The organism is Candidatus Thiodiazotropha sp. AKAK3, assembly GCF_058244645.1.
This window is the reverse complement of sequence record NZ_JBSYOQ010000029.1, coordinates 21,891-39,396: the sequence shown is the minus strand read 5'-3', so window position 1 is coordinate 39,396 and position 17,506 is coordinate 21,891. Positions and strand designations below refer to the sequence as shown.

The 17,506-nt window shown below is 46.9% G+C and carries 14 protein-coding genes; 9 read left to right on the top strand and 5 right to left on the bottom strand.

The features are described 5' to 3' along the window. Positions 1 to 412 precede the first annotated feature (412 nt). The 5 genes from AC4IE7_RS05220 to AC4IE7_RS05200 all read right to left on the bottom strand — a co-directional run bounded on the left by AC4IE7_RS05220 (position 413) and on the right by AC4IE7_RS05200 (position 7,829). Positions 413 to 1,651, bottom strand: a complete 1,239-nt coding sequence (locus AC4IE7_RS05220; protein ID WP_490775755.1) for a TolB family protein — start codon at positions 1,649 to 1,651, stop codon at positions 413 to 415. A 112-nt stretch (positions 1,652 to 1,763) separates the two neighbouring features. Further along, positions 1,764 to 2,699, bottom strand: coding sequence for a hypothetical protein (locus AC4IE7_RS05215; protein WP_490775754.1), 936 nt, complete (start codon positions 2,697 to 2,699; stop codon positions 1,764 to 1,766). Between the two features lie 1,138 nt (positions 2,700 to 3,837). After that, entirely contained in the window at positions 3,838 to 4,977 is a 1,140-nt protein-coding gene (locus AC4IE7_RS05210) for a TolB family protein (RefSeq protein ID WP_490775753.1), read from the bottom strand. 90 nt (positions 4,978 to 5,067) lie between these two features. Continuing rightward, entirely contained in the window at positions 5,068 to 6,009 is a 942-nt protein-coding gene (locus tag AC4IE7_RS05205; protein ID WP_490775752.1) for a hypothetical protein, read from the bottom strand. 770 nt (positions 6,010 to 6,779) lie between these two features. Continuing rightward, positions 6,780 to 7,829, bottom strand: coding sequence for a DUF3187 family protein (locus AC4IE7_RS05200; RefSeq protein WP_490775751.1), 1,050 nt, complete (start codon positions 7,827 to 7,829; stop codon positions 6,780 to 6,782). Positions 7,830 to 8,663: 834 nt separating this feature from the next. Between AC4IE7_RS05200 and AC4IE7_RS05195 the strand changes: the two genes are divergently transcribed. The 9 genes from AC4IE7_RS05195 (at position 8,664) to AC4IE7_RS05155 (ending at position 17,496) form a co-directional block, all read left to right on the top strand. Further along, entirely contained in the window at positions 8,664 to 9,194 is a 531-nt protein-coding gene (locus tag AC4IE7_RS05195) for an AraC family transcriptional regulator (RefSeq protein ID WP_490775750.1), read from the top strand. Between the two features lie 5 nt (positions 9,195 to 9,199). Continuing rightward, positions 9,200 to 11,053 (top strand): tetratricopeptide repeat protein, encoded by a 1,854-nt coding sequence (locus AC4IE7_RS05190; protein ID WP_490775749.1) that lies wholly within the window; start codon positions 9,200 to 9,202, stop codon positions 11,051 to 11,053. Continuing rightward, a complete protein-coding gene (locus AC4IE7_RS05185; protein ID WP_490775748.1) occupies positions 11,050 to 13,878 on the top strand; it encodes a tetratricopeptide repeat protein in 2,829 nt (942 codons plus the stop codon). The genes AC4IE7_RS05190 and AC4IE7_RS05185 overlap by 4 nt, the downstream gene beginning before the upstream one ends. Continuing rightward, positions 13,865 to 14,467, top strand: a complete 603-nt coding sequence (locus tag AC4IE7_RS05180) for a tetratricopeptide repeat protein (protein WP_490775747.1) — start codon at positions 13,865 to 13,867, stop codon at positions 14,465 to 14,467. The genes AC4IE7_RS05185 and AC4IE7_RS05180 overlap by 14 nt, the downstream gene beginning before the upstream one ends. 8 nt (positions 14,468 to 14,475) lie before the next feature. Further along, entirely contained in the window at positions 14,476 to 14,760 is a 285-nt protein-coding gene (locus AC4IE7_RS05175) for a hypothetical protein (RefSeq protein WP_490775746.1), read from the top strand. An 84-nt stretch (positions 14,761 to 14,844) separates the two neighbouring features. Further along, on the top strand, positions 14,845 to 15,498 hold the full coding sequence (locus tag AC4IE7_RS05170; protein WP_490775745.1) for a MotA/TolQ/ExbB proton channel family protein: 654 nt from the start codon (positions 14,845 to 14,847) through the stop codon (positions 15,496 to 15,498). Further along, complete coding sequence (locus AC4IE7_RS05165) at positions 15,495 to 16,013, top strand: ExbD/TolR family protein (RefSeq protein WP_490775744.1); 519 nt, start codon at positions 15,495 to 15,497, stop codon at positions 16,011 to 16,013. The genes AC4IE7_RS05170 and AC4IE7_RS05165 overlap by 4 nt, the downstream gene beginning before the upstream one ends. Next, positions 16,010 to 16,522, top strand: a complete 513-nt coding sequence (locus tag AC4IE7_RS05160) for an ExbD/TolR family protein (RefSeq protein WP_490775743.1) — start codon at positions 16,010 to 16,012, stop codon at positions 16,520 to 16,522. Before AC4IE7_RS05165 ends, AC4IE7_RS05160 begins: the two co-directional genes overlap by 4 nt. Continuing rightward, positions 16,519 to 17,496 carry a TonB family protein gene (locus AC4IE7_RS05155; protein WP_490775742.1) on the top strand — a complete coding sequence of 326 codons (978 nt, stop codon included), beginning with the start codon at positions 16,519 to 16,521 and terminating at the stop codon, positions 17,494 to 17,496. Before AC4IE7_RS05160 ends, AC4IE7_RS05155 begins: the two co-directional genes overlap by 4 nt. Positions 17,497 to 17,506 lie beyond the last annotated feature (10 nt).

The window sequence follows — 17,506 nt, the reverse complement described above, 5'->3', positions numbered from 1 at the left end:
CTTGTGAATAGATTAGGTGTGGTCACGGGTCCCTCCGCTACTTTCGGTTTATACCCGACCTTATCCCACTGAACTCATAGCTGGCTACTAGGGATTACCCATACATCAACTTAGAATCTGAAAATTTGTGGGTGAACTTACAGGATAAGCGCTTATTGTTCTCATGGAATATGATGACGAGATGTCAACCTATCAATTCCATCCCGCAGTCAATCGCTGGTTTGAGCGTGAATTTTTATAATCAATATCTATTACTTCAAGACTAAATACAGCTGCATATACTAATATCGGGTGCTTCTCTCTCGGGTCTAATTCTATATTAAAACGGTGACTGTCCCGAAATATATATATTTTTTTCACCAAGTGATTTTAATGATACGCCTGTTATTTTATCTTTTAAGATTAGAGCCAGTTAAGGTAACCACCAAAACCCGTTACCACCACGAAAAATGTCTAATACTTCTTGATCATCCACCTTATAGTTTGTTTTTATCACTATGACACCGTCATTACCTTCTTTATTTAACTCCACATCACGGCTATCGGACGGTAATGCGTACAAATAACCTGCTCCATATCCTCCATCTATAGTCCCAGGTGCATAGGGCTTCTCTTCAGAAATCAAAATATGCGTACCATCTGGTGACCATGCCAGATTGTCAAATAGATTATGAGTACGACTCAATTCATCTGCATGAGCTAACCTATGCAAATCAGTACCATCGATATTCATAATCCATGGAGACTTAGGTGATATAGCAAGGTTATCACCATCTTCATATAGCAGGAACGCTATTTTCGAACCGTCCGGGCTTACTTTCAAAGATCCAGCTATTCCTATCACTGGAACTTGTCCTGAATCAGGGGTAGGCGACGTTAGCTCTGGATGGTCTCTTAAATTGAATATATTTATTCCATCCAAACTATAGGGGGGTGTTAGATACAATACACCATTATAAGCAAGCACTATTTCGCCAGATGGACCCCAATCAAAAGGCATCGAATCGTTCTGTTGCATTGTAATGCTGGTGATTTCTTCGTGATATTTATTGTTAATTGTAAAAGAAGTAAGTGAAGATGCATGCTCACCATCATCGTGTGTAAATGCGTAGTATCGACCATCTCTAGAATATTTTGCACCTTTATTTATTTCTACCTCTCTAATTAGGCGCTCTCCAATTAGTTCACCTGTCTCAAGACTACGTATTTCAAGGCAGTCGCTGTCAGCAATAGTGCCGCGTCCATAATCACAAGTAGAAACTGTTAATAGATATTCATCGTCACTAAGGTTTGGAGTCCCATAATAAGAAGTATAGCTATTGCGTTCTATTTCTGGATTACTCAGAGTGCAGAAAAAATCGTTATTAGGATCTTCGTTAAAATTCTCTTCGTAGCAGTAGTCGTCCCACACAACCCCAGGAATTCTCTTACTCTTTCCTGTTGGTATGTCTATAATCCATCCATCAGTCATCAAAATTCGACCAGTGAGCCCTCCATTTATGTTTCCGCTGATCGGCGGAGGATTTTCACCATCGCCATCACTTCCTCCGTTATCATCACCACTGCCACCACCACCGCCACAGGCATTGAGCAACACTGATAATAAAATGAGTAAAATTAGTTCCTTCGTGATAGATTTTGGATTAGGCATATGACTAACTCATAACTAAATTTATTAAGTATGAAAGAATCAGTAATTAAATAAACACAAATACCAGACACCTTCCGATGCCTGGTATTCAATATTGAAAATAAGTACTTTATTATTGCTTTCTTGCCATTGATGAGAGACCTTCACCAATAGATTTCAAAACAGTAGATGTTGCCTCAGAACACATGGAGAATAATTTCGATTCTGCTTGGAATACAGCTTGGGCCTCTGTGAAAGCACTACCAGCTTTTTGATCCATCTGTTGCTTTTCTTCTTTAGATGCATTTTTATACTTTTCAGTGTCTTTTATATCGTCAGATGCCTCCATATCTGCTTGGGCTTGCATCATATTTTCAAGATGTTTACCTGTCATCTCACCCATGGCCTTAGCCAATGCAACAAGCCAACTACCAGACCCTTTCTGTGATGACTTAGCTGCTTCTTCATCTTCAGCGCATTGGTTTAGTAGTGAGTCACGAGGATCAGACGAGTTGCTGACATCCGAAGAATCATCAGCCGCCGCACCACCGGTCGCTGCCGGGCCAGACTCAGCAGCACCACCATTAGCAGCACAACCACCATCCTCATCACCACCACCAATCTGCTCACGAACCACATCTTCAATCGCCTGACGAACCATGTCTTGAAGATCACCACCAGACTCACAACCGCCACCCTGAAGCTTCTCCATAATCTGATCGACAACTTTATCAACGATCTTATCGATCAAGCCGCTCATTGAATCGTCAGTATCCTGCTGACAACCTGGAGGTGTAGGCTCTGCTGGGCAGCTCTGCTGAACATCATTCAAAGCCTGGCACATTTCATCTCTGGCAAACTGAGGGATACCAGGTGCATTCTGAATTGCCTGTCCCAATTGACCAACGAGCGATCCCAGCATATTATTGTTCATCGCGCCCTGAACATTAGACTGGCCATGATTTGAAATCAGGCCTTCAAGCATACCGCCAATACCGCTGCCAATTTGTGAGCCAAGCTGTGCGCCCATGGGCCCACCAAACATGCCACCAACAACGCCACCGACCATTCCACCAACTCTACTTAAATCCTTATTTCAATTTCTCCATAAAAATCATAAATATTTATAACTTATTTGAACTCAGCGTCATCACATTAGCTTCCATGCCTGCATACTTTCGGTTGCCATCCAGTTCATTCAGATGACGACTCTAATCTATGCGATACGAGGGTGTTGGAAAATCGGGAATTGCCCTAGCTAGGGTTAACACCTATCCGTGGTTTATTGTTCTATCCTTTGATCCTCGCCAGGTAGTTTTGAAGAGTAATCTGATGAAAATAACGGATCGCCGTAGAGCCCTGCCGCACTGAACCTATGGTTAGTTCGACAGACCCCCGGCGCAGATCCGTACGTGCGCTACTAACGCATACGGCTCCAGCATCAAATCTAACGTCAGTCAGCTCCTGTGGTAACCGATTGATGGCTAATGCTTACATCCTATAAGGCAAAAGACATATCAGGTTAACTGGCAGCTCGCTGCGTATACTTCCTTACTTTCTCTGGTTTATGCCAAGCGCTGAGTCCTAGCGCCAGGAGCATTTAGAGTATTCTTTGATGCCAAGGCACTTCGCTCCACTGGCTCCGACTCTGGGAATCTCACCCAGCCTTGTTCACCTGCTTCTTCGCTACTATTACCTTGTCTGACTTCCTGCCCACTTAGCCGCTAGAGCTTATGCTATTCGCTTTCCTCTATCGACACTATCCTCAGTGATAGACAGGACCTCCCGAGTTCCGCACAAAAGACATCGGCACATGCACCAGGTCTACGACTCCGGAGAGTCAGCCTTATCCCTCGCAGTTACGCGATAAAGCTGTGTTGCCTTCCCTATCAGTCAACGAGGTCGGCACTCTCGATCTTGTTTTCGGAGCTCTATACTGAGCCTATGCTTTCCCCTGTCAACGCTTAACCTTGCCCTTACGGATTTCGGCCCATGATTCGGGGTCTTGGCGGATCGCTAATCCTTACCAAGTAGCGGGCTTTCACCGCCAATCTTTTGCCGATTTAGCTCGGCGCACTGACTGTCCCGAAATATACTTCATTATAGTGAACTGAATCCGGGCCATGTTAATATCACAAATCCGTTGAGGAAACAGCTGCCGAAGTTAAACAAATCGGCTGTTCATAGCTGCAAACAGGACACCGCTGCTATGGTTTTAACCAGTAAAAACTAGCCGTTAAGCTCGATTTATTTGTTATACCACCGGGTTCATTTTTCATGGTATTAGACCTCCAAAACCTTCTGACTTCAGGAGATCGTTTTGAATCATCGGTATTGAGTATGAATACCTTACCTAGATTCTCGGTAGGTACCAAATACATATCGTTGACAAGATCCGTGCCAATATGCGGGATTTCACCTGGACTTAGGTCTTCAACATTATATCCTTCTTCTACATACAACCATCGCCCATCAGGCGACCATTTTGGAAAAGTCAGCCTAGGGTCCTTATCGTCGTAGGTTGTTGCGACCAAGCGAATATTCGAACCGTCTATATTCATAATATATAACCTGGAATTGGTTAAATCGCTTCCATATGTGTTAGTAGCCTCTGCAATGGTGAAAGCGATCTGCGATCCATCTGGGCTTACCTCAAACGTATCTATATGTCCTGCCTGTAATCCTGTATCTGGTAATGTTAACCTATAATCTACTTCGGTTGAGACACCCTTTGTAAAATATAATGTTCTATTTTCGGCATATAGAATGCGATTGTCATCTAACCAATGAAACAACCTTGCGCCCATTTCTCGATCGTCGACCAAGGTGCCGTCCCATGTAAATATCTCAAACCATTCAGTGGAGTTGGCACGAAAGTGCCTGGACAGTGCAATATATCTTAAGTCAGGAGAAACTGAGGCTGTAACGATCTCTTCACGGAGATGTAAGGTCTGATCGAAGAAGTTACCATTGATATCTTGCATAGCTACGTATGAGTCATTTCCATGTTTGGCAAGTATCATAAACATCGTATTGTTATTTCGAATGGGCCTAGGAGCATAAGTATATTTAAGGGCGTTGGGTGCAAATCGATCATCATGTGTTGTCCAATGAGAGTTGGGTATTTCCGAGTAAGTACCAGTTCTAGCATCCATTATTAGTGGTCTTCCCTGATTACTACCATTGATAAAAAACTTGCCTTCTATCTCTGAATTTAGAATATCAGCTGAGTCCCCATTTTCTGTCGTACCACTAGGGTTGTTATCACCTCCACCACCACCTCCACCGCAAGACAGGATAAAGGTCAAAACTGTGCAGATAAACATCAATCCTACTTTGCCTGACATTACCAACTCTCCGAACATTAAAGATGAACGCAAAAACCGGAAACCCCATATGAGAGGGATCTCCGGTAACTTTTTGCAACCTAAATACTACTATTGCTTACGTGAAATAGCGGCAAGCGCTTCACCTATGGTTTTAAGGGTGGTTGCAGTCATGGTTGCAGTTTGGTTGAACATCTGCATATTTGCGGAGAATTGAGATTGTGCTTTCATAAACTCTTTACGTTTCTCATCCTCTCCGCTCTGGTCTGTAGACTCTGAGTCAGGAGAATTTTCCTCCATGGTTTTCTGATTTGCCATGGCTGCAGACAAGAACTTGTTTTGAACCTCCGCCATGGCATCTGCCAATGCGACAAGCCAGTTAGTGCAACCCTTTGAACCCTTTTCTTCTTTCTGCTTTTCTGATTTGCAAGAGTCCTGAGCAACTCGATCCCCTTCTTTCGAAATAAAATCGTCTACCCAGTTTGATCCAGAACCATTGCCTTCAGTCCGAGTGCAATTACTACCATTACCAGCATCGGGCTCTGCAGTTGCAGAATTACCATCACTACCGCCATCGATCTTCTCGCGAACTACATCTTCAATCGCCTGATGAATCATGTCTTCAATAGAGCCGCCAGACTCACATCCACCACCCTTAAGTTGTTCCATGATCATGTCAACAACTTTATCGACAATCTTATCGATCAAACCACTCATCGCATCGTCAGTATCCTGCTGACAACCTGGTGGGGTTGGTTCTGCTGGACAACTCTGACGGGCACCGTCCAAAGCCTGACACATTTCATCTCTGGCAAACTGAGGGATACCAGGATGACACTGAATCGCCTGACTCAGTTGACCGCTCAGAGACCCCATCATGTTGTTGTTCATCGCGCTCTGAACATTTGGCTGGCCATGCTGGCCAATCAAATTCTCCAGCATACCACCAAGACCAGCACCGACTTGACTACCAACCTGTGAACCAATTGGGCCGCCGAACATACCACCAACGACACCACCGACCATTCCACCTACACTGCTGAGAAATCCCATTTCAATATCTCCTAAAAAAATACAAATATTTGAATTAATTTATAAACTCAGTGGCATCGAATTAGCTTCCATGCCAACCACCTTTCGATTGCCACCCAGTTCATTCAGATGACGACTCTAATTTATGCGATACGGGGGTGTTGGAAAATCGGGAATTGCCCTAGCTAGGGTTAACACCTATCCGTGGTTTATTGTTCTATCCTTTGATCCTCGCCAGGTAGTCTTGAAGAGTAATCTGATTATATGATGCTCATTCTCAATGGACAAGAATCTAATTCCATTGTGCTTTATGAAAAGAATTGCTAATAAAACAGATAATTACAAGCACTGTTCAATCATAGCTATTTGTCATCTCTATGAAAATTATTTGTATACGTGTTCATTAAATACAGATTAAACAATGTAATATTATTGATTCTGCATACTGGTCACTTTGGTTCGACCGCACTAAACGTGATTCTTTTCACATTTCTCCAGCGGCATGTTTTATCTAGCAGTAATATTAAAAGCGTTATAGCCGTATATTTAACACTGTTGCGCTTACCAATATATTTGATCTTATCCCTTTGACGATTACAGAAGGCGAACTAAACCGGTTTGATCTTGAAAAGGGTATTTTTTGGACGGAGTCTTGTTGCCTAATATCTCGGCTTATAGATCTTTATCTCTTATAGGCGTCTACGCTAACCTACCCACACGATTTGGAGAGAAGCCCACATTATAAATGTGGCTTACAGTTTAACTAATCGACACTAACACTGACCCCATTTTCAAAACTGCGCTTTGTAACCGAGATTGATAATCAAATCCGGCACCATGTCTGTGGTCATGTTCTCTCCCAAAGAGAGATCGATCTGACTGCCATCCTTGAATGGAATCGTGCCACCAAAGGTAAACATCACAGCGGAACCACCCAGTTGATCAAACCTGCTTTTATAGAATGGTGTATGCGCATCAAATTGTAGTTTTAGATCGAGCCAGTCGTAGACTCGCCAACTGGCGCCCAGGGTGCTAAAGAGAGCGAACTCTCGTTGCTCTTGTTCGAGGATTTCGGCTTTTCCCATGAGTAAAATGCCGATCTGTCCGTAACCCCCTATAGGCCACTGCTCAACTATTCTTCGATCCGAACCACTTAACCAGACGGCCATATCTGGCGCCCCACTACCCAGTAGTGACTCTTCATCACCAGTCGGCAACTTCACACTGAAATGAAATGATGCACTTTGCTCTTCGTTGGCCAAGGATAGTCCACGGGAAAGCAGTAACTGAATATCACCAATACCTCTGCTCTCTTCGGTAACAGAGACTTTGGTTTCACCATCTTTGATATAGAGATAGCGCAGTCGATTCTGATTCCAGTCATCCCTGTCTGAATTGGAAAATCCGAACAGGTCGTGCCAGTTCTCTATGAGGCTATCCAACCCCCCGCCTCGATGGGAAAGATAGGGCACCTCTACCCCTATTTGCCAGCCTGAGCCCAGCCCCCGTTTCCAGGTCAATGCAACCCGGTTGGTCTCACCATCGAGTGTTACCTGTCCATTCTCGGTAACTGCCTCCATTGATGTATTCGCAATATCCCACTGAATACGCAGGCTGGAGACCTTATCTTCAAGAAGATCTGACGAAGTTGCGACTGGTAAGCCATGCAATAGGGTAAAGGGGTTCATGTTACGCACAGGGAAAGGCTCAGGCTGAGTGGAGTAACCCAGCGCTGCCGAAGAACAGAGCAGCAACCCTGGCAGTAGCCCGAGAATACTGAAACTGATGAAATAATCGATAAATCCTGTGAAGGATCCATTACGGTGACATTTTTTGTGCATGAAAAACTAAGAAACGGCAGTTGAGTCCATCAAAATAGAGTTTGATAGAGAGTGATTTTGTTCTTGTTCAGTGGTTACTGCGCTGTATATATTACTATATATACCCTATATTCAGTCACTGCTATGACCCTGGGTTTTGTAATAAATTCAGTTTACGACGCTCTGGATAAGTCTGCTGAACAGATTGCCAATCAAAATCTCTTGCTTTAACCTAAAAAGATCGGCTGGAGAGTGTGAAGTGTGCAATTCCTGCTGTAGTGTTATTGTTCCAATCGGTGACCATATAGATCGAAGTAATTTTCTTAAATATCAGGGACCTGTGATTAGAATGGAGCGGTCAGATCGTTTTTCCAGGTTTAAGGTGCTTAAACCTACTTATCAGCAAGCTGATCATAATGATCCGCAACTCGGAATCGGCGTAATTTGGCAGCAAGATACCGAAACCAACTTCTCCGCTGGCTCCTTAATATTCAGTGGAAAGGGTATGCTTCTCCATGGGGAGCGCGGCTAGTCGCTTAGCGTCACATTGATATCAATTATTTTTATGAGACACGGTGGTAGACTCGGCTTTAATCTCGAAAATACTGATTGGTTCTCATAACCAAGCTCAATATTAATGAGGTATGACCGAAAGGTAGTTACTGGAGGAAGCAAACCCTGAACAATAGGAATTCGTAGCGATAACACTTATCATCACCTATGATCTCTGCATTTGGGCATTTTTTACCAACTCCTTAGATCAACCTGTGACTATGATCGCAAACGCAACACACTAATTCATATAGATTTGTTTCTTCATAACACAGTTATATTCACGACTCGGGAAACGTCATCTTGAAGATCTTAATCCGCTATACATTTCTCCTCCTGTTCTGCCTGAGCTTCCCCCTGTGGGCCGCTGATGGGCAAACCGAGGGCGATAAGGGACTGGACAAGCAGGTCGAGAGCTTGAAAAAGGCTGTGATCGAACTCAACCGTGAGCTTTTCATACTTGAAGAGGAGCTTCTGTTTCCGGGTAATACCCAAGTCTCAGTGTTTCTCTCACTGGACATAGGCACCTACTTTAAGCTCGACTCAGTTCAGCTTCAGATTGATAATAAGGAGTTGACCAACCACCTCTATACAGAACGGGAATTAAAAGCACTGCAACGGGGTGGTGTACAGCGCATCTATCTGGGCAACCTCAAAGCGGGCAGCCACGAACTGGTCGCATTCTTTACCGGTGTCGGCCCCAAAGGCCGAGACTACAAACGGGGCGCAACAGTCAGCTTTGACAAAGGCATAGGGCCGAAATACCTGGAGTTGAAGATCGTCGACAGTGCCGCCCTGCAACAGCCGGATTTCGAAATCCGGGAGTGGGAGTGATATAGGTGCAAACCGGCTTGATTCCCCGCCTGCTCCTCACGACCTGTCTCGCTCTCCCACTCTCCGCAACAGCGGAGATACGTGCTGGCGAACCGCAGGCATTACGTGACTTACACTATGGTGAGGCACTCTTCCATCTCTATCAAAAAGAGTATTTTCCAGCCATCATTCGACTACTCTCTGCGAGAAAACAGGGGCTGATGAAGGCCTATGCCGATGAGCCGGAACTCTTGCTGGGTGGACTCTATCTGGCCTATGGCATGCCCGACACGGCAGAGAACCTGTTCAATCGCGTATTGAGTAATACCGCTACCCCTGAAATACAAAACAAGGCCTGGTTGCAGCTGGGTAAATCCCGATACCGCAGAGGTGAGGACAAGGCGGCCACCAAGGCACTGGGTCAGATAGGAAATGAACAGATAGCCGATGCCAAGGATGAAAAACAGCACCTGGAAGGCTTGATTGCACTTGAGCAAAATGACCATGGTCAGGCACTTGAATCCCTTTCAGATATCTCTGGGGAGAGTGACTGGACCCTTTATGGCCGCTTTAATCAGGCATTGGCACTACTGCGAAATGAGCAGACCGCCGAGGCCCTGGAAATCTTCAAATCCATTGGCGACGGTCACTCCGATGAGGATAACGAAGAAGCCAAAGCGATTCGAGACAGAGCAAATCTCACCCTGGGCTATCTGCTATTGGAGACACAGCAGTCAGATTCCGCCCAAGCGTCACTGCAGAAAGTACGAATAAAAGGCTCTGCAAGTAACCAGGCCCTGCTTGGACTGGGCTGGGCTTCTCTTCAGATGGGAGATCGTGAGCAGGCCCTCACCCCTTGGCAAATGCTGGCTCAACGAAACCCCAGTGATCCTGCAGTATTGGAAGCCAAGCTGGCAATCCCCTACGTTCTGGCCCTGCTAGAAGCGGAACAACAATCACTGGACGCCTATCAGGATGCAATCGGCACCTATGATCAGGCATTGAGTTCAGTGGAGCAGATCATTCAGCAGATAAATCAAGGTGGCTTTCCCGACAGCCTGATTATCAGCAAAGAGAGCGAAACAGAAGAGAGCAGCGATAGCCGTTTGCGTACCCTGCTGCCCTTCCTGCTCACAGGTAACCTGTTTCAGGAAGGATTCCAGGACTACCAGGATCTGCTTGCTCTTGAGAACAACCTGCAGGAGTGGCAGGAGAAGGTTAAAGCCTATCTGACCATGTTGGAGAATCAACAGCAGGCCTATGATCAGAAACTGCCCAAGGTTGAAGCCTTTCTTAAAGGCGACAAGATGAAAAAAATGGCGGTAGAACAGAGTAAATTGGACAAAAAATATGAATTGGCTGCCTCTGATGCGGAGCCTGCGTTTATTCTTGCTACAGGTGATGAAAAGCGATTGATTGCCCGACTAGAGCGTATTGACGACCTGATCGCGAACTCTGGCGCCCCTGAACAGTTTCAGGTACAGAAAGAGATCGCTCGACTGATGGAGGGCATTCTAACCTGGAAAACGGTTACGGAACATCCGATCCGTCTCTGGAATCTGAAAAAACAGATGGGAGACTTAAAGCAGAATATTGAAACCGCAAAAACGCAAAAGGTTGAGCTGGCTGCTGCCCGACAGCAGGCGGAAACCCGCTTCAATACGCTCTCCGACCGGATAGATACTTTGCAAGCAGATATTCCCGATCTGCTCAAACAGGTAACCGCCCTGCGCAGGGCTGAAGCAGATCGACTTCAGACGATGGCTCTATCCAGATTGGAACAGCGTAAAACCCTCGTCAATAACTATCTGATACAGGCGCGTTTCGGTGTAGCCAGTCTACTCGACATCAGTACGGACAGAGGGGTACCTAAGCAGTGAAACCATCACTCTACCTATCTCTTTTAAGTCTCGCCATTGTCAGTGGATGTTCCTCCCCGATATTAAATAACGGCCCTCAAGAAGCGACTCTGGCTGATATTAAGAGCGAACCGGTCAAAATTGAAAAAAGCGCCATTGCACCTTCCGAACGTGATGAGGTAATTGAAAATTATCGTGCCTTGCTGAAACTCAAACCTGACCAGCGGCTACACAGCGAAGCCACCCGACGTCTGGCAGACCTGGAGCTGGAACGCAGTGAAACCAAGTTACTCAGCGATGACGAGATGGTTCAATCGAGTGATGAGCTGAACCAGTCGATCGAACTCTACAGCGGATTGATCGAAAAAGACCCCGACTATGCCGCCAGCGATTTGGTGCTATACCAGCTGGCCAGAGCCTATGAGTTAAAGGGTGATATGGCAGCGATGATGCAGACGCTGAACACCATGATCACCAAGTATCCGCAGAGTGAATATTGGCAGGAAGCCAGATTCAGACAGGGTGAGCGGTTCTTTGTCGAGCAGAAATTCAAATCTGCCGAACGAGCCTATGGCGATATCCTGAAAAAGAAGACAGATACCCCATACTACGACCGATCTCTATTTAAGCATGGCTGGTCGCTGTTTAAGCTGAACAAAGTCGAACAGGGCCTTGACTCATTTACCCAGTTGCTTGACAGAAATCTGAGCACTACTGAAGAGGTCGACACCAGCAAGCTATCCCCCGCTGATCAGGAGTTACTGAAAGAGACACTGCGAGTCATCAGCCTGACCTTCTCAGAGCTGGGGGGAGCGCAGAGGATTAGCCAATATTTCAATAGCCATGGCCACCGAAACTATGAGTATATGATCTATCAGGGGCTGGGAAACCTCTATTTGAAGCAAGAGCGTATTCAGGATGCTGCAGAGGCTTACTTGGCCTTCGTCAATCTCAACCCCGCCCACCCTCAATCTCCTCGATTGTCAGTAGAAGTAGTAGATATCTATACGAAAAACGGATTCCCTGCGAAAGCTATCGAAAGCAAGAAGGCATTCACCCAACACTACGCCGTATCGGGTGATGCCTGGAAAAAACTGGGTCAGAAGGATCAGTCCTGGCTGAATGACCAACTGCGGGTCTACCTCAAAGAGCTGGCTGAATACCATCACGCCCTTGCGCAGAGAAGCCGTAAACAGGGGACCAAAAAGATCACCGCCGAACAGGCCAAACAAGGTAGTGAAGCGGCCCACTGGTATCGGCTCTATCTTGACGCCTTTCCTACCGATCCAAAGGCGGGGAACATCAGCTTTCTGCTTGGGGAGCTGCTGTTTGAGTTGAAGAGTTACCCAGATGCAGTGGTAGCCTATGAACAGAGCGCCTATAAACTGCCAACTCATGATAAAAGGGCTGAAGCCGGTTATGCCACACTACTCGCCTATGCTGCTGAACAGAAGAATCTCAGTAGCGACCCAGGTGATGCCTGGAGAAAAAAGGGGGTTGAGAGTGCTTTGCGATTCTGCGATACCTTCCCCAATGACTCCCGCCGCGCCAGAGTATTGACTGAAGCCGCAGACCAGCTTCTCGACTTGAAAGACTTTGGGCGTGCAAGAGGCGCCGCTTTACAAGTTGCCAACCTCAAGCCCCCTGCTGAAAAGAAACTCCGACGTACCGCCTGGACAGTTGCGGCTCATGCAGCTTTTGAGCAAAAGGATTTTGCAGCTGCGGAACAGGCCTATCAGCAAGCCCTCTCTCTAAGTAGTAAAAAGGGCAAGCAGAGAGGCCAGCTCGAAGAGCGTTTGGCCGCCAGCATCTATCAACAGGGATCTGACAGTAGAACCCAGGGCGACCATAGCGGAGCAGCAAAACAATTTCTGAGAATTGCCGCATTGGCACCCGCCTCTACCATTCTCGCCACAGCTGAATATGATGCTGCTGCAAGTATGATCGCTGCGGGAGATTGGGCAGGCTCAGTGAAGATCCTCGAGTCGTACAAGAAGCGCTATCCCAAAAGCGAGCTGATACCTGAGGTCAACAGTAAACTGGCTGTAGCTTATATGGAGACCGGGCAGCCACTCAAAGCCGCGGCGCAATTGACCGTCATCTCCAAACAGAGTGGTGATGTTGAAATTCAGCGGGAAGCCGGCTGGCAAGCTGCAGAGCTGTATGAGAAGGCCGGTAAAAAGAGTAAGGCTATTACAAGTTATAAACGCTATGTAAAGCAGTTTCCTAAACCCTTTGATCAGGCTTTGGAAGCAAGACAGAAGCTGGTTACTCTCTATCAACAGACTGGCGCATGGGGTAAGAGAGACTGGTGGCTGAAACAGATTGTCAAAGTCGATGCCAAAGCTGGAAAACAACGTACAGACCGCAGCCGATATCTTGCTGCAACCGCCAGCGTTGAATTGGCCGAACCGGCACGCAAGGCGTTTCGCCGGGTTAAGTTGAAGGCACCGTTGGAGAAGAATCTGAAAGCGAAAAAGAGCAAAATGCAGACTGCAATCAATGCCTATAAGAGAGCAGCCGAGTATGGCGTGGCAGAAGTCACTACTGCTGCCACCCACAGAATTGGTGAAATCTATCAACAATTCGGCTCGGCACTGATGTCCTCAGAGCGCCCTAAAGGATTGAATGCAGAAGAGCTTGAGCAGTATGACATTCTACTTGAAGAGCAGGCTTACCCTTTTGAAGAGAAGGCGATTGTGCTCTATCAATCGAATATCGAAAGAACCCCTCAGGGAATCTATGACAAATGGGTAAAAAAGAGTTTTGCTGAACTTGCCAATCTTATCCCTGGCCGATACGCAAAGCAGGAAAAATGGGAGGTATGGGTCGATGCGCTCAATTAGCCCACTGCTTTGTAATCTTACCCTGATGCTGTTGATTACCGGTTGTAGCAGCATGACAACCACTCAGCAGAGTGGATCAGATAACAGCACCAGTTCCGCTGCAAACTCTGCTAAGAATCCGCAACTCTATCAGGCACTTCAATCTGCTCATCAGCTGTTTGAAAAGAAGAAGGTTAAACAGGCCAAAGCGCAACTGGAAGCGTTGATCAAGCAGTACCCCAAACAGTCTGCCCCCCACATCAATCTGGGTATCATACAACTCAGTGAGGATAATCCTGAGGCTGCTGAAAAATCTTTCTTAGCCGCTCTGGAGATCGATAAGCGGAGTCCTTCTGCTCACAATCAACTGGGCGTTGCACTAAGAATGCAGGGTAGATTCGCGGAGGCTGAGCAGGCCTATCAAGCAGCGCTGAAGCATCAACCTGCCTATGATTTAGCGCATAGAAACCTTGGCATCCTTTATGATCTCTACCTGGCGAAACCCAAGTTGGCATTGCAACACTATCAGCAATACCAGACCCTGGCCGGAACAAAAGATAAAGAGATTGAAAACTGGATCGTCGACCTGCAGCGCAGAATAGGTAAGTAGAGGTGATTATGATCTCAATTCGAAGACTCACAACTCGTAGTGCCATGCTGCTGACGCTCTCGCTCTTCACCACTCAAATCTGCCAGGCTGAGCAACGTCTCGATCTGGAAGGCACAGCTATTTTTGGAAATAAAGAGTCACCCAATGTTCTCTATGTTGTGCCCTGGCGTTCTGCCAAACGATTAACCGGCATGATGCCACCGGAGACCGGCCGACGGGAGGAATTACTTTCCCCACTGGACCGTGATGTATTTCGCAGACAGATAGATTGGTATCAGAGATATGGTGAATAACCCTAAAGATATTGTCATGTTATGCCCTATGGCATACAACCCGAATTTTATCGAAACCCACGTCGAGTAACAACGGAGAACCCTATGGAGCTCATCGACACGATCATCCGTTTCTTTCAGGAAGGCGGACTCTTCATGTACCCAATACTGCTGATATTCGCCGGAGGTATCGCGATCGCCATAGAACGCTGGGTCTACCTGACTATTGCCACCGGAAGTAATAAACGGACTTGGAAAAAAGTTTTACCTCACCTCAACGATGGGGATTTTAAAACTGCAATGGAGGCAGCCAACAAGTCTAAAACTGCAATTGGCACCATGCTCACCTACGGTTTGGCGCGGGCACGCACAGCCAGACGCAGGGATGACGTAGAGGTCGCGATGGAAGAGGGCCTGATGGAAGCCATACCCCGTATGGAAAAACGAACCCACTACCTCAGTACATTGGCCAACATTGCCACACTGCTGGGACTGCTGGGCACCATCATCGGTCTTATTCAGGCCTTTACTGCAGTCTCCAATGCCGACCCGGCAGAGAAAGCTGACCTGCTGTCAGCCAGTATCTCCGTTGCCATGAACACTACGGCATTTGGTTTGATGGCAGCGATTCCCCTGCTGCTTGTCTATGCCCTGTTGCAGAGTAAGACCACAGCGATTGTCGATAGCCTGGAGATGGCTTCGGTTAAATTCCTCAACATCTTCAATGAGAAAGCCTATTCCACCAGGAGCAAGGCATGAGGGGTCGATTTCGCCACCATCACAAAGAAGCGGAGTTGAACATCACCGCTTTTTTAAATTTGATGGTGATCCTGATCCCTTTTTTATTGATGACTGCGGCATTTTCCCGCTTTTCCATTATCGAGCTCTATCTGCCGCCTGCAAGTGAAGGCACTTTAAAACAGATCAAAGAGCTGCAACTGGAGGTCATCATTCGTAAAGAGGCTCTTCAAGTTGCTGATCGCCAGGGTGGGTTGATTCGAAGTATCCCTAACACAAGCGATGGATACGACGTTAAAGCCCTGAATGAACTGCTGGTGCAGATCAAAGTCCGTTTCCAGGACAAGCGCAACGTGTTCATTCTCTCTGAGCCAGAGACCAATTACGAAACCATGGTACAGGTCATGGATGCGGTGCGCATGACAGAGAATGTTGAAGCCGGTTCTGTAGTCCAATACGAACTCTTTCCTGAAATCTCTCTCGGGGACGCACCCCCGGCTACAGCCAGAAAATCGGATGAAGGTAACGCCTCATGAAGATGTCGCGTCGTGCAAAACGCATGGATCGTCACCACAGAAGAAACAGAGGATCAGCAGTTCTGAACCTGGTCTCATTGATGGATATCTTCACCATCCTGGTCTTCTTTCTGTTGGTCAATTCTGGTGAAGTTCAGGTCCTGCCCAATGCCAAGGCCCTGAGCCTGCCCGAGTCCGCTGCAGAGTTAAAACCAAAGGAAACATTGGTAGTGATGGTCAACAGTAATGAGATCCTGGTACAGGGACACCGGGTTATCGATCTGTCCATGCCACTACCCCAAGGCACAATCCTGCCTGCTTTGCAGGATGAGTTACAGCGTCATGCCGAGCGATCCAAAAGCAGCACCCTGGAACCTTTCAAAGGCAAAATCACCATCATGGGTGATAAGGGCATCCCCTACACGCTATTAAAGCGGGTGATGGCAACCTGCGCCGAATCAGAATACCCCCACGTCTCCCTGGCTGTGCTGCGAAGAGCTGAGAAAGACAATGGAGGGCAGACTTTGTGAGAGTCTCATACCGACATTCCTCCAACCTACCTTGGAATACTGCCAGTTCTGACGAACGTCGATTTCAGATTATTTTCGTCACCGCCGTGCTTATTGCCACGATGCTGGGTTTGTTGATCCCCATGATTGAGCTCCCAGAGAAAGAACGCTTCAAAAAGCAAACGCTTCCTCCACGGCTTGCACGTTTGATAATTGAGCAGAAAAAGACCCCACCTCCAAAACCAAAAAAGGTGGTAAAAAAAGAGCTTCCTAAGCCCAAGCCAAAACCTAAACCTGAAAAGAAACCGGAAGCGAAAAAGAAACCAGAGCCGGCCAAACCACCTGTCAAGCAAGTGGCAAAGAAAAAGCCTAACCCTGAAGCCGCACGTAAAAAGGCTGCAAGCTCCGGTCTATTGGCCTTCGCCGATCAACTGGCGGATCTGCGTGAGGATCCCGTTGTCTCCAGTGTACGTGGTTCTCAAAAACTCTCTAATAAAGGGCAGAAGACCTACACCAGCCAACGCTCCATCATCTCATCCGGAGCCGCAAAGGGAAGTGGTGGCATCAATACCTCCGCGCTGAGTCGTGAGACCGGTGGCAGCGGTCTGAGTAGCCGAGACACAACTCAAGTTGCGAGTAAGGATATTACCCAAGGTAGTGAGGCCGCCGCGAACAGCAGCAAAGCCAGAGGTAAAAACAACAAGGGAAGCCGAACCAGAGAAGAGATACAGTTGGTTTTTGACCAAAACAAGGGGGCCGTTTATGCCCTCTACAATAGAGCCTTGCGCAAGGATCCCTCACTACGGGGTAAGGTTGTGTTGGAGTTGACCATCACTCCCTCCGGAAAGGTAACCAACTGCAGGATTCTCTCATCTGAATTGAACAATCCCAAATTGGAACGCAAACTGGTATCACGCATAAAACTGTTTAAATTTCTCAGCAAGGATGTGGATAAAGCAGTTGTCTCCTACCCTATCGACTTTCTGCCCTCTTGAGCATGAGGAG